The 14,216-nt window shown below is 65.1% G+C and carries 14 protein-coding genes; 2 read left to right on the top strand and 12 right to left on the bottom strand.

The genetic code is table 11. The features are described from left to right. Positions 1-4: 4 nt before the first annotated feature. Genes BDW16_RS15400 through BDW16_RS15345 form a run of 12 tightly spaced genes read right to left on the bottom strand, consistent with a single transcriptional unit; the run spans position 5 to position 11,844 of the window. Positions 5-1,060 carry a glycosyltransferase family 4 protein gene (locus tag BDW16_RS15400; RefSeq protein ID WP_066573397.1) on the bottom strand — a complete coding sequence of 352 codons (1,056 nt, stop codon included), beginning with the start codon at positions 1,058-1,060 and terminating at the stop codon, positions 5-7. Positions 1,061-1,063: 3 nt separating this feature from the next. Beyond that, on the bottom strand, positions 1,064-1,996 hold the full coding sequence (locus BDW16_RS15395; protein WP_066573395.1) for a UDP-glucuronic acid decarboxylase family protein: 933 nt from the start codon (positions 1,994-1,996) through the stop codon (positions 1,064-1,066). A 3-nt stretch (positions 1,997-1,999) separates the two neighbouring features. After that, the gene (locus BDW16_RS15390) at positions 2,000-3,073 is read right to left on the bottom strand and encodes a CgeB family protein (RefSeq protein WP_066573392.1); all 1,074 of its coding nucleotides are present in this window, start codon (positions 3,071-3,073) and stop codon (positions 2,000-2,002) included. Further along, positions 3,073-3,618, bottom strand: a complete 546-nt coding sequence (locus tag BDW16_RS21820; RefSeq protein WP_066573390.1) for an acyltransferase — start codon at positions 3,616-3,618, stop codon at positions 3,073-3,075. The genes BDW16_RS15390 and BDW16_RS21820 overlap by 1 nt, the downstream gene beginning before the upstream one ends. Then, positions 3,615-4,928, bottom strand: coding sequence for an O-antigen polymerase (locus BDW16_RS15380; protein ID WP_066573388.1), 1,314 nt, complete (start codon positions 4,926-4,928; stop codon positions 3,615-3,617). Before BDW16_RS15380 ends, BDW16_RS21820 begins: the two co-directional genes overlap by 4 nt. Next, entirely contained in the window at positions 4,925-6,106 is a 1,182-nt protein-coding gene (locus BDW16_RS15375) for a glycosyltransferase (protein WP_066573386.1), read from the bottom strand. The genes BDW16_RS15380 and BDW16_RS15375 overlap by 4 nt, the downstream gene beginning before the upstream one ends. Beyond that, a complete protein-coding gene (locus BDW16_RS15370) occupies positions 6,103-7,656 on the bottom strand; it encodes an oligosaccharide flippase family protein (protein ID WP_066573384.1) in 1,554 nt (517 codons plus the stop codon). Before BDW16_RS15370 ends, BDW16_RS15375 begins: the two co-directional genes overlap by 4 nt. A 5-nt stretch (positions 7,657-7,661) precedes the next feature. Next, positions 7,662-8,723 (bottom strand): non-hydrolyzing UDP-N-acetylglucosamine 2-epimerase, encoded by a 1,062-nt coding sequence (gene wecB, locus BDW16_RS15365; RefSeq protein ID WP_066573381.1) that lies wholly within the window; start codon positions 8,721-8,723, stop codon positions 7,662-7,664. Beyond that, the gene (locus tag BDW16_RS15360; protein ID WP_066573378.1) at positions 8,723-9,835 is read right to left on the bottom strand and encodes a DegT/DnrJ/EryC1/StrS family aminotransferase; all 1,113 of its coding nucleotides are present in this window, start codon (positions 9,833-9,835) and stop codon (positions 8,723-8,725) included. Before BDW16_RS15360 ends, wecB begins: the two co-directional genes overlap by 1 nt. Beyond that, positions 9,832-10,410: an N-acetyltransferase gene (locus BDW16_RS15355; protein WP_066573375.1), complete on the bottom strand. Its 579-nt coding sequence runs from the start codon at positions 10,408-10,410 to the stop codon at positions 9,832-9,834. Before BDW16_RS15355 ends, BDW16_RS15360 begins: the two co-directional genes overlap by 4 nt. A gap of 5 nt (positions 10,411-10,415) precedes the next feature. Further along, complete coding sequence (locus BDW16_RS15350; RefSeq protein ID WP_066573373.1) at positions 10,416-11,462, bottom strand: Gfo/Idh/MocA family protein; 1,047 nt, start codon at positions 11,460-11,462, stop codon at positions 10,416-10,418. After that, positions 11,443-11,844, bottom strand: coding sequence for a MarR family EPS-associated transcriptional regulator (locus tag BDW16_RS15345; protein WP_066573369.1), 402 nt, complete (start codon positions 11,842-11,844; stop codon positions 11,443-11,445). The genes BDW16_RS15350 and BDW16_RS15345 overlap by 20 nt, the downstream gene beginning before the upstream one ends. Before the next feature lie 253 nt (positions 11,845-12,097). Between BDW16_RS15345 and BDW16_RS15340 the strand changes: the two genes are divergently transcribed. Both BDW16_RS15340 and BDW16_RS15335 read left to right on the top strand, forming a co-directional pair. After that, on the top strand, positions 12,098-13,378 hold the full coding sequence (locus BDW16_RS15340; protein WP_066573367.1) for a nucleotide sugar dehydrogenase: 1,281 nt from the start codon (positions 12,098-12,100) through the stop codon (positions 13,376-13,378). A 112-nt stretch (positions 13,379-13,490) separates the two neighbouring features. Further along, complete coding sequence (locus BDW16_RS15335) at positions 13,491-14,213, top strand: class I SAM-dependent methyltransferase (RefSeq protein WP_066573360.1); 723 nt, start codon at positions 13,491-13,493, stop codon at positions 14,211-14,213. Positions 14,214-14,216: the final 3 nt, after the last annotated feature.

The following is a 14,216-nucleotide window of genomic DNA, read 5'->3' as shown; positions in this document are numbered from 1 at the left end:
CCGGTCAGTCCCCCTGTGCCGTCGCGAGCAGGTTCGCGGCGGACGTCTGCGGCGTGATCCGCTTCGAAAGCTGGTGCGAGGCCTCGGACATCTCGAGAAGCTGTTCGTCGGATGCGGCGATCACCTTGCGCAGCGTCGCCGCCAGCGACCCGGCCTCACCGACCTTGAAGGCGAAGCCGTTATACCCGGGGATCAGGAAGGTGGCGGCGGCCCCGATCACGTCGGACAGCACCAGCGGCAGGCCCGCGGCGGCGAATTCGTGCACCACCACGCCCCACGGCTCGTTGATGCTGGCCAGCACGAAACAGCCCGCGTCGCGCACTTCCCGGATCAGCTCGTCGGGCTGCATGAAATCCTTGACGACGATCCCCTCGACCGAGGCCAGCTGATCGCGCAGGTCGCCATTGCCGATCAGGTGCAGCTCCCAGTCCTTGCGCTCGCACTCGATCGCCTTCCAGGCCGCGAGTAGCGTGTCGAGCCCCTTCACCGGGTTAAACCGGCCGACGAACAGGAAACGGTGCGGATAGCGCGCGCGCTTCTCCGCCGCGCTTTCCAGATAGCTGGCGTGGAAACGGCACAGGTCGGCGCTGTAGAGATCGTAGACGACCCGATTCTTCGTGAACCCCAGCCGCACCGCATATTCATACTGGAACGGCCCTGACACCCAGGCGTGGGTGAAATAGCGCGAGAGATAGCCGAAGCGGCACAGCACCCCGGCCACGCGCTGCCGCGGCGTGCCGAACCACTGATCGTCGAAGCCGATGACGACCACCCGCCCCTGATCGCGCAGCTTGCGCGCCACGGCGAGATAGTCGCGGTCCTGCCAGCCGGACACGACCGTGATGTCCGGTGCGACCCGTTCCGCCAGCGCCATCATGCCGCCCGTATCAATCTCCGAGCGGCTGTACATCGTTACGTTTGCCGTCGCTGGCGCCGCATAGGGGGTGAGCTTGCGTCGATCCCAATGGACGATGTGAAGCTCGGCGCCGCTGGCGCTGAGCTCCTCGATCGTCGCCATGGTGTACCCCATGACCTCAGCATAGAGATAGAGGATCTTCATCACTCAGAGGACCTGGCGGAAATAGGCGATGGTCTCCTTGAGGCCGTCCTCGAGCGAGACCTTGGGCTCCCAGCCGAGCTTGCTCTTCGCCAGCGTGATGTCGGGCTGGCGCTGCTTGGGATCGTCCACCGGCAGCGGCTGGAACACCATCTTCGACTTGGACCCGACTAGCGAGAGCACCTTGTCGGCAAGTTCGAGCATGGTGAACTCGCCGGGGTTGCCGAGATTGACCGGCCCGGCAAAGCCCTCCTCGCTGTCCATCATCGCGAGGAAGCCCTCCAGCAGGTCGTCGACATAGCAGAAGGACCGCGACTGGTGGCCCTCACCATAGATGGTGATGTCCTCGCCGCGCAGCGCCTGGACGATGAAGTTGCTCACCACCCGGCCATCGTTCGGGTGCATGCGCGGGCCATAGGTGTTGAAGATGCGCACGACCTTCACGTCGAGTTGGTGCTGGCGATAATAGTCGAAGAACAGCGTCTCCGCGCAGCGCTTCCCCTCGTCATAGCAGGAGCGCGGGCCGATGGGATTGACGCGGCCCCAATAGCTTTCCCGCTGCGGATGCACCTCGGGATCGCCATAGACCTCACTGGTCGAGGCCTGCATGATCCGCGCCTTCAGCCGCTTGGCGAGGCCAAGCATGTTGATCGCGCCATGGACGCTGGTCTTGGTCGTCTGGACCGGATCGTGCTGATAGTGAATGGGGCTCGCTGGGCAGGCGAGGTTATAGATCTGGTCGACCTCGACATAGAGCGGCCAGGTCACGTCGTGGCGCAGCAGCTCGAAATTCGGATTGCCCAGCAGATGCGCGATATTGCGCTTCGCCCCAGTGAAGAAATTGTCGACGCACAGGACGTCGTTCCCCCGCTCCAGCAGGCGATCACACAGATGCGATCCCAGAAAGCCGCTCCCGCCGGTAACCAGCACGTGTTGCATAGTTCAACCTCTTTCGCTCAGCATTGGTTTCAGGGCGGTCAGCCCCTCAAGAAATCGTCGGGCGGTGCTCGCCACGTCGCGCCCGTCCGCCCAGACGCGGGCCCGGCCGGCCTCGGCGATACGCGTACGCAGCGCAGCGTCGTCCATCAGCCACCGCGCCTTTTCGATCAGCTCTTCGCGCGACGAGAAGAAGCACGCCTCCTCGTCCTCACGGAACATGGCGAGTAGCGGCGGGGTGCGCTCGGCGAGCATCACCCGCCCCGCCGCGGGAATTTCGAAACAGCGGCGCGTATAGCCGTCGCGATTGAGCTTGGACAGGTAGCAGAGACAGATCTGCGCCCCGGCCAGCGCCTTGGCATAATCCTCGCCCATCGCACGGACGATCGGCTGCGGCACCGCGTTCCAGCCCGCCAGAGCGGATTGCTGCCAAGTATCGTCGCCCCAGACGCGCACCGCCATGCCCGCCTGAGTCAGCGCGACCAGATCGCCGTCGCGCCCGTCGGGCTCGAAATGCCCGGTGAACACCAGATCGGCGGAGAAGTGCGCCGCTTCACCCGGGGCTAGCGTTACCGGCCGGTCGTTCCATGGCAGGAAATAGGGGAGCAGGACATCGGCATGCCGTGCGCCCCGCGCACGCGCCTCTCCCACATTCACAGGCCGGTAGAAATAGTTGAAATCGAACTCGAGCAGCGCCTTGTTGTACAGCCGCCACAGGTTGCGCGCACGCCAGTTCGCCTCGTTCGCTAGCCGCGGGCTGAACGGATCGTCGTTGTTGTAGGAGATGGTCGATACGCCCATCGCCCGGAGCGCCCGCAGCGTTTCGGGCAGCAGATGGGTCGGGCGCCAGAACAGCACGAAGTCCGGTTTCTCGCGCTCGACCGCCTCGATCACCGTGCGTCCGATCCGCCAGGCGAGCGGGCTACCCACCGGCAAGGCACCCTGCACCCGCCCCGCCAGGCCGGTGAAGAACGGATCCAGCGAAAGCTCGCTCACCTGCGCGCCGCTTTCACGCAGGCCGCGCGCGAACGCGGCCTCATATTGCGGCCAGCGCCACGATCCAGCGATCAGGATGTGCATCAGGAGGCGGCCTCGCGCTTCTCGATCGGGCGCGCGGGGACCCCGGCGACCACCGTGCCCGGAGGGAAAGAACGCGTCACCACCGCACCGGCGGCGACGACGCAGCCATCGCCCAGTTCGACCCCAGGCAGGACGATCGCGTTCTTGCCGAGCCAGCAATTCATGCCGATCCGCACCGGCGCATCCTTGACGCTCTCGCTCAGATTGCCGGGCTCATGGTTCGAACTGACGATGCCAACGCCGAAGCTGAAGATCGTGTCGTCGCCGATCTCGATGCCATTGATCGCCTGGATGTAGCAGCAGCCGCTCACCGCGAGCGATTTCCCGACGTTGCGGCCGATCGTCACATTGTGCGGCTGGATCACGCGGCTGGTGAACGCGACCGACCAGGGCGCCTCACCGTTGATGCGGAAGATACGCTGGAAGAGGAAATTGACTAGCAGCACCCGCCACTCGATGAAGCCATAGCCCCAGTCGCGCCGGCGCCGCAGGAATGGCACCGCATCGACCGTGCGGCGGACCGCGGCCTTGATCAGCGCTTTCATGGGGCGGGCTTCCACCCGGCGCGTGGCGTCGCGCGCGGCCGCGGGACGGGCGCCCGCTCGGTCAGCAAATTGCAGAGCAGCAACACCGGAACGGTGATCACCAGCATGTCGAAGGTCAGGTAGAGGCCGCCATGAAACAGGTTGAACTGGAAGAAATAGATGGCCACGGCGAGCGACATCGCACTGTCGGTGCGCCCCAGAGTCCGCGCGAATTGCATGATCGCGAAGAAAAGAAAGGGCGCTAAGATGATTCCGAGCAGGCCAAAGTTGAGATAGATCTCGCCCATGAAGGAGGGCGAGATCGCCGACTTGATGTTGGGATCACCGATCGTCTCGCCGTACCAGCGCGCCGAGAATTCGGGGATGAGGTCAGCCGATTCGAACCAAATCATCTCGTAGAAGGGCCCTAACAGCGACGCGGCATAGTGCGCGCCGTGATAGACCCCGGTCACGGGATAGCGTTCGAACGCGAAGGCCTGATAGGGCAGCCGGGTGGTATCGACCGAAAGCGCCGCCGTCGTCTGGCCGAAGCTCGTCGGCACCTGGGCGTCGGGTGACTCGCGTAGCGCGCCCCAGACGAACGACAGCACGAACACCGCGACGACCAGCGCGATCAGCCGCTTATCGAACAGCTTGGACAGCCGGAAATCGCGCCACGAGATGACATAGGCCAGCGCGATCACGAAGACGATGTTGACCAGTCGGCCGCGACCGCCAAGCGGGACGAAGACGATGCCCGCAGCGATCACCGCCAGTGCCGCTATCATGATGTTGCGGTAGCGCGGATAGGAGATCGCATAGGCGCCGGCCACCAGTGTCGCAGAGATTAGGAAGGTCGCGAGATAGTAGAAATAGCCGATGCCGGCCGAGACCTCGCCGAGCCGGGCACGATATTGCGCCAGATCCTGCGAGAAATAGGTCCCGACGCCGATACGCAGGATCAGCAGCACGCCGAACGCCCCCGTGATAGCCAGGAACAGCAATATCACAGGAAGTGCGGACTGGCGCAGCGGGCGATAGTCCGCCACCGGTTTCGACGTGCTGTCGAGCAGGAACAGATAGACCCAGAGGAAATACTGGCCGGCGACCATCGCGCCGAGATACCCCTCCTGATATTCGACGAACGGGACGAAGGTGTAGGTATAGGTGCTCGAGAGCAGGGCCAGCGCGTTGCCGATCACATAGTGCATCGCCCAGACGAGGACGAAGAAGAACTGGAGCACACTGTCCCGGGTGGCGTAGCGTCGCAGCGCGTGGACCACCGTAATGGCGTTGACCAGGGTGAGGACATAGATGGCGGCGAGGATCATGCGGCACGGTCCATTGCGTTCGGCACCATAGCTTGTCCCTCCTTCACCGCCACCAGACCGGCATGCTGTGCATAGCGCGAAAACATGCGCTCGACCGAGAAATGGCTGCGGATCCGCTCAGCGGCCGCCGCGGATACGGCGCGCGCGCCGTCACGATCCGCGGCAAGGCGCGCGATCTGCGATGCCCAGGCGTCCGCGTCCATCGGCAGGCCGTAGCCCGACACGCCGTCCTCGACGACTAGGCGATAGTCATCATCCTTCGTGCTCACAATCGGCACCAGCCCCTCGCGCATCGCTTCGAGCAGCGCGAAATTGCAATAGATGAGATCCGCAGGAAGCAGGAAGAGGTCGTGCTCGCGGTAGAAGGCCATCGGATCGCCCGAAAAACCCTCCATCGTGACGAGATCGCCCAGCTTCAGCTGCTCAATGTCGCGATGGAGCCCCGCCGCCTCGTCGGTCAGGAACTGCGAGGCGTTCTTGTCGCCCACGATCGTCATGCGGAACGGCACCCCGGCGGCGCGCAGCGCCGCGGCGACCTGTGCGCAGAAGCCGACATTGCGCCAGGGCTTGAACGAATTGAGGAACAGCAGCCGCAGCTGCGGTTTAGTGAAGCACGGCGCCGGAGCGGCATCGCCGATTGGAACGGTGTTGTGCAGCTCGATTGACTTTTCGGGAGCATAGATGCCGGCGTCCTTGAGCGTGTCGATCATGTAGCGCTCCTTCAGGATCACCAGCCGCGACAGGCGCATGGCGACTCGGAAGAACAGTTTCTCCCACCAGGAGAAGACCGGCCAGTCGTAGAGCTCGCCGCGGCACCACAGCACCACCGGGATGCGCTTCGCCCACAGGATCAGCAGATAGGCGAGCGCCGCCAGAATGTGGTAGTCGCAGTAGAGATCGGCGTGATGATAGTCGCGCCGGCGCACCTGCGTGGTCAGCGTCCACACGTCCTTGAGCATCCGGCCGATGCTCCTGCGGTGCGGCGGCCCGGCGATGAACTCGGCGCCCGCGCGCGCGACGACCGCACGACTGTCCGGCGTCACGTCATGGGTGTAGATCGCATAGCCGAAGCCAAGCTTCGCCAGCTCCTGCGAAAAATAGAAGAGCTTGGGCATCACCAGATCGGCGCCGATGATCAGCACGCGCCGCCGGGGGCCTGAAGGAATCTTGTCGGTCATTGCGGCTTCGGCATCAGGCCGGGCACCCGGCGCAGGAAGGGAAGGATCTGCGGCGGCAACAGCACATGGCCGAGCCGGACCAGCACGAATAGGAACGGAATGCCGAACGCCGCGGCGGACACGATCAGCTGCAGCGCGTGCGGCTGATGCAGGGTGAGGCGCAGCGCAGCCCAAGCGAAGGGTCCGGCGGCAAGGCTAATCGCCATCACCCGGACGAGTTCGCGCCACGGCAGCAGGCGGTGCCACGGAACCTCATAGCCCTGCGCGATCTTGTGGAGATTATAGGGTACGGTCCACAGGAACAGGGTTGCGACCAGGCCGAGCGCCGCGCCGTTATAGCCGATCCAGCTGACGAACAGATAGCAGAGCACGGCATTGATCAGCAGATCGAACACACTGCGCACCAGCACCTCGCGCGACATGCCGAGCGCCATCAGCGCCGCGCCATAGACCACGATCCGCGGCGGCAGCACCGCGAGATAGATCAGGAACGGTGTCACGCTCGCGCGATATTCCTCGGAATAGAGGAGCGTGATGAACGGCTCCGCCGCGAGCGCGAAATAGACCATCGTCGGGAACAGGATGCAGGCAGACTGCACCGCCGCGCTGCGGAACAGGTCCAGTGCACCGGCCTTGTCGCCCCGCGCGCAGGCGTTCGACATCTCCGCGAACAGCACCGTGGTGATCGATCCGACAACGATGCTGATCACCGGGATCTCGACGGCGCCGTTGATGTAGATCGCGAACTGATCGGGGGTGCACAGCGACGCGACGATCATCGCATGGAGCTGAAGCGTCAGCGTGCCGAGCATGAAGGCGAGCCCGAGCGGGAGCGAATAGCGCAGCATGCCTTTCATCGCGCCGGTGTCGGGACGGCGATAGCGGCCTTCGAAATAGCGGAACATCAGCGCCAGCCCGACCGGCATGGCGAGCCCCGCCACGCCGATGCGCGCGAGGATCGGGAGGTCGGGCGCATGGGTCACCATCACCGCGGCGATCGACGCTGCCGCGGTCGCAAGGCTCACCAGCGTGTTGTAGAGCGCCAGCGTCTTCACCCGCTCCGCGAAAACCAGGATCGTCGAGATCGCCGCAACCGGCAGCATGAACAGCGGATAGACCGCGAGCCACGGCAAGGTCCGCGCGAGATCGGGATTGTCAAACTGGCGCGCGAGCAACCCGGCACCGCCGAGCAGCAGGAACAGGCTGAACACGACGCCCGCCCCCGTCAGCAGCGCGATCGCGTCGATCACCGTGCCCTTGCGATCCTCGCCGGAGCGCGGAAGCAGATAGTAGAGCGCGTTGGGGATGCCGAGCAGCAGCAGCGGCGTCACGAATTCATAGGCGAGGAAGGTCTGGCGGAAGGTCGCGTATTCGCTTTTGGTCAGATAGCGCGCGGCGACCATCGCGAAGACGATCCCGCCGACCATCGCCAGCGCGTTGCCGAGCGAAAGCGCAATGACCTTGACCGACCGCGACGAGGCGGACGGCGGAGATACCGCGGGCGACGGGCCTGCCACCCCTCCCCCCTCGGCTTCGGGTTGTTGCGCCATCGCCGTCACGCCGCCTCGATCGCCGCCTTGATCCGCGGCGCGGCATGGCCGTCACCGCCGAACAGCACCGGATGCGCATCGGGTTTATGCGCCGCCGCGATCGCCGCGCCGATGCGCGCGCGGTCGGCCCCGGCGAGCTGGTTCCAGCCGCTCTCGACCGTCTCGACCCACTCGGTCTCCTCGCGCAGCGTGACGCAGGGAACGGAGAGCCAATAGGCCTCCTTCTGCACGCCGCCCGAATCGGTCAGCATCAGCGCCGCGTCGCGCAGTGCCGCGACGAGATCGAGATAGCCGAGCGGATCGCAGACCGTCACATTGCCCGGGAACGCCAGCCCGGCCGCCTCGACCGCCTTGCGCGTGCGCGGATGCAGCGGGAGCAGGATCGGCTTGCCGGTATCGCCGAACGCATCGAGAATCGCGGCGAGCCGCACCGGATCGTCGGCATTATCGGCGCGGTGCACGGTCGCGAGATAATAGTCGCCCGGCGTCAGGCCGTGTCTTGCGACGACGTCGCCGGTGGCGCGGCCCGCAGCTTCGAACAGGGCGTCGGCCATCACGTCGCCGACAACGCGCACGCCCTCGGTGATGCCTTCAGCCGCGAGGTTCCGCTCGGCGACCTCGCTCGGGCAGAACAGCAGCGCTGAAAGATGATCGGCGACCACGCGATTGACCTCTTCGGGCATGCGGCGGTTGAAGCTGCGCAGCCCCGCCTCGACATGCGCGACCGGCACATGCACCTTCGCCGCGGCGAGCGCGCCGGCGACGGTGCTGTTGGTGTCGCCATAGATCAGCAGCCAGTCCGGCTTCTCGTCGAGCAGCACCTTCTCGATGCCGGTCAGCATCTTCGCCGTCTGCTCCGCATGGCCGCCGCCGCCAGCGCCCAAATGCAGGTCGGGCTGCGGGATGCCGAGCTCGGCGAAGAACACGTCGGACATGTTGCTGTCGTAGTGCTGGCCCGTGTGCACCAGGATCTCGCGGTGATGCTCGCGCAGCGCGCGGCTCATCGGCGCGGCCTTGACGAACTGGGGCCGCGCCCCGAGCACCGTGACGATCTTGAGCTGACGCATCAGAGGCCCGCGATCAGGTGGCGGACGACCTCGCGTTGGTCGTCCTCGCTGAGGTCGGGTCCCATCGGCAGGCTCATCACCAGCTCCGACATGCGCTTCGAAACCGGCGTGGCGCCGCCCTTGCAGATGTCGCGATAGGCCGGCTGCTCGTTGAGCGGGATCGGATAGTGGACCGCGCTCGGCACGCCATTCGCGTCGAGATGCTTGCGCAGCCCCTCGCGGTCGGGAACCTGGATGGTGAACTGCGCATAGACCGAGGTGTTGGCGCCGTTGGCGACGCGCGGCAGAACGATCTTGCCCGCCTCGATCGCCCCATCATGCTCGGCAAGCAGCGCGAAATAGCGATCCGCCACCGCCTGGCGCATCTCCAGCTCCACGTCGAACCTGTCGAGCTTGGCGAGGACGATCGCGCATTGCAGCGTATCCATCCGTCCGCCCACGCCGATGCGGGTGTGGACATAACGCGCGCTCTGGCCATGGACGCGGATCTCGCGACAGGCCTGGGCAAGGGCGTCGTCGTTGGTGAACAGCGCGCCGCCGTCGCCGTAGCAGCCGAGCGGCTTGCTCGGGAAGAAGCTGGTGCAGCCGATCGTCGAGAGGTTGCAACTCTTGCGCCCGTGGTAAGTCGCGCCGAAGCTCTGCGCCGCATCTTCGATCACCGGGATATCGCCGGCAACCGCGTTGATCGCGTCCATGTCCGCGGGCTGGCCATAGAGGCTCACCGGCATGATCGCCTTCGTCTGCGGCGTGATCGCGGCCGCGATCGCCTGCGGATCGACATTGTAGGTGACGGGATCGATATCGACGAACACCGGCGTCGCGCCGACCAGCGCAATCACCTCACCGGTGGCAGCGAAGGTGAAGGGCGGCGTGATCACCTCGTCGCCCGGGCCGACGCCGAGCGCCATCAGGCTGATCAGCAGCGCCTCGGTTCCGCTCGACACGGTGACGCAGTGCTTGGACCCCACATAGGCCGCGAGCCGCTCCTCGAGCTCCTTGACCTCGGGCCCCATGATATACTGGCCGTGATCGAGCACGCGCTGGATGCGCGCATCGATCTCGGGCTTCAGAACCTGATACTGCGTCTTCAAGTCGATGAAGGGGATGCTCATTCGATCACCACGGTTAGAGTTTCGCCTTCGAGGCGATAGAGCGTGCCGCTGTGCGGACAGCGATAGTCGCCGCTGCCCGAGAGCGGCAGCGGGATGCGCTCGCCGAACGCGCTCATCCAGCCGGCCTGGCGCGCGGGCACGCCGAGCATCAGCGCGAACGGCTTGACGTCGGTGTTGACCACCGCGCCCGCACCGACAAAGGCGCTCTCGCCCACCACCACCCCGCACACGATCGTGCTGTTGGCACCCAGCGTCGCGCCCTTGCGGATCAGCGTACGGCGATATTCATCCTTGCGCGTCACCGCGCTGCGCGGGTTGTAGACGTTGGTGAACACCATGCTCGGCCCGCAGAACACATCGTCTTCCAGCGTCACCGCGTCATAGACGCTGACATTGTTCTGGATGCGGACATTGTTCCCGATCGTCACGTCGTTGCCGACATAGACGTTCTGGCCGAGCGCGCAGCCGGCGCCGATGCGTGCGCCGGGCGACACGTGCACCCAGTGCCACACGCGCGTGCCCTCGCCGATCTGCGCGCCCTCGTCGACGATCGCGGTGGGATGGATGGTCGCCACGCGGATCAGAGCTCCAGCGGCAGCGGCACGGTGCGGCCGTCGCGCGCCGACTGATAGGCGGCGATCAGCAACTCGAGCGACTTGAGCCCCTCGCGGCCGTCGGTCTCAGGCGCGCACTCACCGCGCAGCGCCTTGACGACATTGTCGTAATAGAGCGGGTGCCCGAAGCCATAGACCGAGGTGGTGCTGTAATTCGCCTGGGCGATCTCCGCATCATAGTCGCGCGGTTCCTCGAAATCCCAGATCTGGATGTCGTTGACCGCCACGCCGCCGATCCGCGCCGTGCCCTTTTCGCCCAGGATGGTGATGCTGCCTTCCAGGTTCTTGGGATAGGTGAGCATCGTCACGCTCATCGAGCCGAGCGCACCGCTGCGCCACTTGACGTTCATCACGCCGGTGTCCTCGACTTCGATGTCACGGGTCGTGCTGGTCATGCACTGGACCTGCTCGACCGGGCCGATCAGCCATTCGAACAGGTCCACATAGTGGCTCGCCTGGTTCATGAAGGCGCCGCCGTCGAACTCCCAGGTGCCGCGCCACTTGGCCTGATCGTAATAGGATTGCGGCCGCGTCCAAAAGACGTTGAGGTGGACGAGGTGGATGCGCCCGAAGCGCTTCTCGCTCACCGCGCGCTTGAGCAGCTGGAGCGTGGTATTGCGGCGGTTCTGCTTGACCACGAACAGGAACACGCCCGCCTCGTCGCACGCGCGCACCATGCGCACGCCGTCTTCCCAGCGAGTCGCCATCGGCTTTTCGGTGATGACGTGGACACCGTACTTGGCGCCCAGGATCGCCTGGTCGGGATGGATACCGCTGGGCGTGCACAGCGCAATCGCGTCGAGCGCCTCCTTCTGCAGCATCTCCTCCAGCTTGGCATAGCCGGGCACGCCGTGCGCCGCGCTGTGCTCGGCGAGCACCGCCGGATCGGTGTCGCACACCGCCGCCAGCTCGAGATCGGCCGAATGCGCTTCGATCGCGCCGAAGTGATTCTTGGAAATCCGCCCGCAGCCGACGACCGCGATCCGGATCTTCCTACTCTTGATGCTTTCCATATCCCCCCTGTGCCATGTCGGCATTGTTGGCTGTCGCGGGCGGAGCCTGATCCAGCTCCGCCTGCATGGTTTCAATCTCGGCCTTGATGATCTCGAACTCTGCACGCTTGCGCTGGAGGAACGCGCCGACCAGCCCCGCCTTCTCCGCCACGCCGGCAGGCGTGAGGATATAGGCGTAACCGAGCTTGTTGTTCGAGTTGGTGAAGCGGCGAATCTTGACGAGACCACGCTCGGCCAGCGCGTTGAGGCAATAGTTCACCGCGCCCAGGCTCACCCCGAGTTCCTGCGCCACCTGGCGCTGGCTGTACTCGGGATGCGACTGGAGCAGGCGCAACACACGGAAGCGCACATCCTCACGGAACTGATCACTCTTGCCGCTCATTCTGCTCCCGCCATCATGCAACACTCCGCAGGGGATTCTGATTTCCCGTGCGCGGAACAGCCCGAAGCGTCATCAAATTGTCACGTCCGTTCGCGCATGAACGCATACTCGAATGCATCCGGACTGCAACCCGTAATGCGCGGAACGGGTAGCATCCCGCGCCGAGCGGCTTGACGGTGGGGGCTTGTGAAATTCGAGCCAAAAGCTAAACAGGCGCGCGTTCGGACGCAGTGGTCTTTCCCTTTCGAACCCTTTGAGGTGCCTCATTTCTGAGCAGATTATTGTCGTCGGGCTGGGCTATGTCGGCCTGCCCCTCGCGGTCGCCCTTGCCCGGCACTTTCCCACTTGCGGGTTCGATATCGCGCAGGTGCGGATCGCCGAGCTCCGCGAGGGGCATGACCGCACCAACGAGATCGAGCCGGAGCGACTCAAGGCCTCGTCGCTGGTCTATGCCGACACCGCCGCCTCCTGCCCGGGGGGTGACGTCTATATCGTCACCGTGCCGACGCCGGTGGACGACCGGAACGTCCCCGATCTGCGCCCGGTGCTTTCGGCCACGCGCACCGTGGCGGGAATGATCGATCCGGCGCGCAAGCCGATCATCGTCTACGAGAGTACCGTCTATCCCGGCGTGACCGAGGATCTGTGCGGGCCCGAGCTCGAGAAGCTGACCGGCCTCAAGGCGGGCATCGACTTCTTCCTTGGCTATTCGCCCGAGCGCATTAATCCGGGCGACCGCGAGCACACTGTGGACAAGATCACCAAGGTGGTGGCCGGCCAGACCCCCGAGATCACCGCGCGACTCGCGAAAATCTACGGAGCAATCACCAGCGGCGGGGTGTTCGAAGCCGCGTCGATCAAGGTCGCCGAGGCCGCCAAGGTGATCGAGAACACCCAGCGCGACGTCAACATCGCGCTGATGAACGAGATCGCCCGCATCTTCGCCAAGACCGGTATTTCTGTGTGGGATGTGCTCGAGGCGGCAGGGACCAAGTGGAACTTCTTGCCCTTCCGTCCCGGCCTCGTCGGCGGCCACTGCATCGGGGTCGACCCCTTCTACCTCAGTCACCATGCCGAGCAGCTTGGACACGATCCGGCGCTGATCCTGGCGGGCCGCAGCACCAATGACGGGATGCCAGCTTTCGTCGCCGACGAGCTGCACGCACGCCGCGGCGGCAAGCCCGGCAGCGTGCTGGTGCTGGGGCTGACATTCAAGGAGAACATCCCCGATCTGCGCAACTCCAAGGTGGTCGATCTGATCGCCCGGCTGCGCGCGCTGGGGCATGACGTCACCGTCCATGATCCGCATGCCGATCCGGAGGAAGCGATGCACGAATATGGCATCGCGCTCGACGCACAGGCCCTCGACCGTTCGTATGATCTGATCGTCGCCGCAGTCGCGCACCGCGACTATTTCGAGCTGGGCACAGAGGCGCTGCGCGGGAAGCTCAATCCCGGCGGACTGATCGCCGACCTTCCCGATGCGCTGAAATGCCGCGACGGTGAGGCCAAGCCATGGCTGTGGACCCTGTAGCGGCAGGATCGGCCGGACCGGCCTGTGCCCACGCCGACCATCGGTGCCTGCCGCTTGCGGCGGACTGCGACATGCGCGACGCACTAGGAAGCCATAGGGGGAGAATCACGGCGTGAGCATCACCAATTTCCTCGACCGCAAGCTCTACCCGAACCACACCAAGAACTGGGACGACCGGCTTTTCCGGGAGCGGATCCTAGCGCGGCTCAAGCCGAACAGCGTAGTGCTCGATCTCGGCGCCGGCGCGGGGATCGTCGCCGAAATGGACTTTCGCGGGCAGGCGGCGCGGATCTGCGGCGTCGATCTCGATCCGCGCGTGATCGACAACCCGATGCTCGATGAGGGCAAGGTCGCCGACGGCGGCAGCATCCCCTACCCCGATGCCAGCTTCGACCTGGTCTTTTCCGACAATGTCGTCGAGCATCTCGACATGCCGGAACAGGTCTTTGCCGAGGTGCGCCGCGTGCTGAAACCGGGCGGGCTGTTCCTGTTCAAGACCCCCAACAGGACCCACTACATGCCGCTCATCGCGCGGATGACCCCGCACAAGTTCCACCAGTTCATCAACCGCAAGCGCGGCCGCCAGGAAACCGACACCTTTCCCACGCGCTACCGCGCCAACACGCTGGGCGATGCCCGCAACGTCGCGCGCGCGGCGGGCTTCGACGTGATCGGCATCGAGCGGATCGAGGGGCGCCCCGAATATATGCGGATCACCCCGCCCACCTATCTGGCCGGATTTATCTATGAGCGGCTGGTCAATTCGACCTCGCTGCTCGCCCCCTTCCGCATCCTGCTGGTGGCCGAACTCGCCAAACCGGCCGCGAACGACTGACGC

The sequence above is a fragment of the Sphingomonas koreensis genome (genome assembly GCF_002797435.1).
GTDB classification, from domain to species: domain Bacteria; phylum Pseudomonadota; class Alphaproteobacteria; order Sphingomonadales; family Sphingomonadaceae; genus Sphingomonas; species Sphingomonas koreensis.
Note: the sequence above shows the minus strand (reverse complement) of the source record. Positions and strands in the feature narration are given on the sequence as shown.